Raw genomic sequence first — 3,293 nt, forward strand, 5'->3', positions numbered from 1 at the left:
CAATCCCGGCGTTCGGCTCGATCCGTCGTGGTTCGAGAGCGTTGGGGTGAATACGAGCGCGGTCGAGCGGCGCGCTGCGACGCTGACGACGCGGCGCTCGGTGAAGAAGGAATACCAGGCGGCGTGGCTGGTGAAGGCGCTGGCGTGCATCGACCTGACGACGCTTTCGGGCGACGACACGCCGGACCGGGTGCGCCGGCTGTGCGCCAAGGCGCGCCGCCCGCTGAGCGAGGAGCTGCTGAGGGCGCTCGGGCTCGAGGACCAGGCGCCGACCGTCGCCGCCGTCTGCGTTTACCCGACCATGGTTCCGCACGCGGTTCGCGCGCTCGCAGGCTCGGGGATTCCGGTGGCCTCGGTGGCGACCGGCTTTCCGACCGGGCTGATGCCGCTGAGACTGCGGCTCGAGGAGATCGCTTTCGCGGTCGGCGAGGGGGCGGCCGAGATCGACATCGTCATCACCCGCGCCCACGTGCTCGGGCGCGACTGGACCGCGCTCTACGACGAGATCGCGGCGATGCGCGAGGCGTGCGGACGCGCCCACCTCAAGACGATCCTCGGCACGGGCGAGCTCAAGACCCTGCGCAACGTCTATGCGGCGAGCATGGTGGCGATGCAGGCCGGCGCCGACTTCATCAAGACCTCGACCGGCAAGGAGGACGTCAACGCCACCCTGCCGGTGAGCCTGGTCATGGTCCGGGCCCTGCGCGACTATCGCGAACGGGTCGGCGTCGACATCGGCTTCAAGCCGGCCGGGGGCCTGCGCGCGGCCAAGGACGCGCTCGCCTGGCTCATTCTGATGAAGGAGGAACTCGGTCTGGCCTGGATGCAGCCGGACCTGTTCCGCATCGGCGCGAGCGGATTGCTGACCGACATCGAGCGGCAGCTCGATCATTATGCCACCGGCCGCTATTCGGCCGCTTATCGCCACGCGATGGCGTGAGGGTTTCTTCATGGCGCTCGTCAAGGACATTCTTCGCACGATGGATTACGGCCCTTCGCCCGAGAGCAGCGACGCCGTCCGGGCTTGGCTCGCCACGCGCGAGGCCGGTTTCGGCTGCTTCATCGGCGGGCGCTTCACCCCCGCCCACGACCTGTTCGACGTGTTCGACCCGGCGACGGGCGCGCGCATCGGGCGCGCCACGCAAGGGTCCGCGGCCGACGTGGACGCCGCGGTCGCGGCGGCGCGCAAGGCGCTGCCGAGATGGGCGGCGCTCTCCGGTCACGAGCGGGCGCGTTTCCTCTACGCCCTCGCGCGCCACGTGCAGAAGCGCGAGCGGTTCCTGGCGGTGCTGGAGACGATCGACAACGGCAAGCCGATCCGCGAATCGCGCGACATCGACGTGCCGCTGGTCGCGCGTCATTTCTACCACCACGCCGGCTGGGCCGCGCTGATCGACAGCGAGTTCCCGGGGACGAAGCCGGTCGGGGTCTGCGGCCAGATCATCCCGTGGAACTTCCCGCTGCTGATGCTGGCCTGGAAGATCGCCCCGGCGCTCGCGGCCGGCTGCACGGTCGTCCTGAAGCCGGCCGAATACACGCCGCTGACGGCGCTCGCCTTCGCCGAGATCTGCATCGAGGCGGGGCTGCCCGCGGGCGTCGTCAACATCGTGACCGGCGACGGCGACGCCGGCGCGGCGCTGGCGGCGCACGAGGGCGTCGACAAGGTCGCCTTCACCGGCTCGACTGAGGTCGGGCGGGCGATCCGCAAGGCCACGGCCGGAACCGGCAAGGCGCTGACCCTCGAACTCGGCGGGAAATCGCCGTTCGTCGTGTTCGACGACGCCGACCTCGACAGCGCCGTCGAGGGCGTCGTCGACGCCATCTGGTTCAACCAGGGCCAGGTGTGCTGCGCCGGCTCGCGGCTCCTCGCGGCCGAGGGGATCGCCGAGGCGCTCCACGCCAGGCTGCGCGCGCGCATGGCGAAGCTCCGGGTCGGCGATCCGCTCGACAAGTCGACCGACGTCGGCGCGATCGTCGCGCCGGTCCAGCTCGAGCGGATCGAGCGCCTGATGCGCGCCGGCGCCGAGGAGGGACTGGCGATCTGGCGCGCCGACGAGCGACTGCCGGCGAAGGGCTCGTTCTATCCGCCGACCCTGGTCACCGGCGTCGAGCCCGCCTCGATCCTGATGCGCGAGGAGATTTTCGGGCCGGTTCTGGTGACGACGACCTTTCGCACGCCGGACGAAGCGGTCGCGCTCGCCAACAACACCCGCTACGGCCTCGCCGCCTCCGTCTGGACCGAAAACGTCAACCGCGCGCTCGATGTCGCGGCGCGGATCAAGGCGGGCGTCGTCTGGATCAACGCGACGAACCTGTTCGACGCGGCGTCCGGCTTCGGCGGCTACCGCGAGAGCGGCTTCGGCCGCGAGGGCGGCCGGGAGGGCTTTTGCGCGTATCGCGTCGCCGACGTCGCCGGCGGCAAACCCTATGGGGCGAAGACGTCGGCGCCGAGCGCGCTGCCGGGCGCGACCCCGGCGGGCGAGGGCGGAATCGGCATCGACCGCACCGCCAAGCTCTACGTCGGCGGCAAGCAGGCGCGGCCCGACTCCGGGGCGAGCTACGCGGTCCTCGATCCCAGGGGCCGCGCGGTCGGGCTCGCCGGCCTGGGAAGCCGCAAGGACATCCGCAATGCGGTCGAGGCCGCCGCCAAGGCGTCGTCCTGGGCCGCCGCGACCGCCCACACCCGGGCGCAGGTGCTTTACTACGTCGCCGAGAACCTCGCCGCCCGCGCCGACGAGTTCGCCAACCGGCTGAGCGCCATGACCGGCGCCGCGCCGCGCGCCGCGGCGGCCGAGGTCGACGCCTCGATCCGGCGGGCGTTCTTCTATGCCGGCTTCGCCGACAAGTACGACGGCGCGGTCCACGCGACCCGGTCGAAGTTCGTGACGCTGGCGATGAACGAGCCCTGGGGCGTGATGGGGATCGTCTGCCCGGATGAGGCGCCCCTGCTCGCCCTGGTCTCGCTCGTCATGCCGGCGGTCGCGATGGGCAATTGCGTCGTCGCGGTGCCTTCGACGCGGCATCCGTTCGCCGCGACCGACTTCTATTCCGTGCTCGACACCTCCGACGTGCCGGGCGGCGTCGTCAACATCGTGACCGGCGAGGCGAACGCGCTCGCCCTCACCCTCGCCGAGCACGACGGCGTCGACGCCGTCTGGTATGTCGGCGACCCCGCCGGCGCGGCGAAGGTCGAAGCCGCCTCCGCCGGCAACCTCAAGGCGACCTGGACCCAGGCCACGCTGGTCGATTGGCCAAGGGCCGAAGGCCGGCCGTTCCTGCGCCGCGCCACCCAG

General features: G+C 71.5%; 2 protein-coding genes. Both read left to right on the forward strand.

The window, feature by feature from the left end:
• The coding region (deoC, locus tag DFR50_RS30980) for a deoxyribose-phosphate aldolase (protein WP_113894179.1) at positions 1-940 on the forward strand (940 nt) is incomplete at its 5' end.
• Between the two features lie 10 nt (positions 941-950).
• The coding region (locus DFR50_RS30985; RefSeq protein ID WP_113894181.1) for an aldehyde dehydrogenase family protein at positions 951-3,293 on the forward strand (2,343 nt) is incomplete at its 3' end.

Origin of the sequence: Roseiarcus fermentans (assembly GCF_003315135.1) — a bacterium.
Lineage (GTDB): Bacteria > Pseudomonadota > Alphaproteobacteria > Rhizobiales > Beijerinckiaceae > Roseiarcus > Roseiarcus fermentans.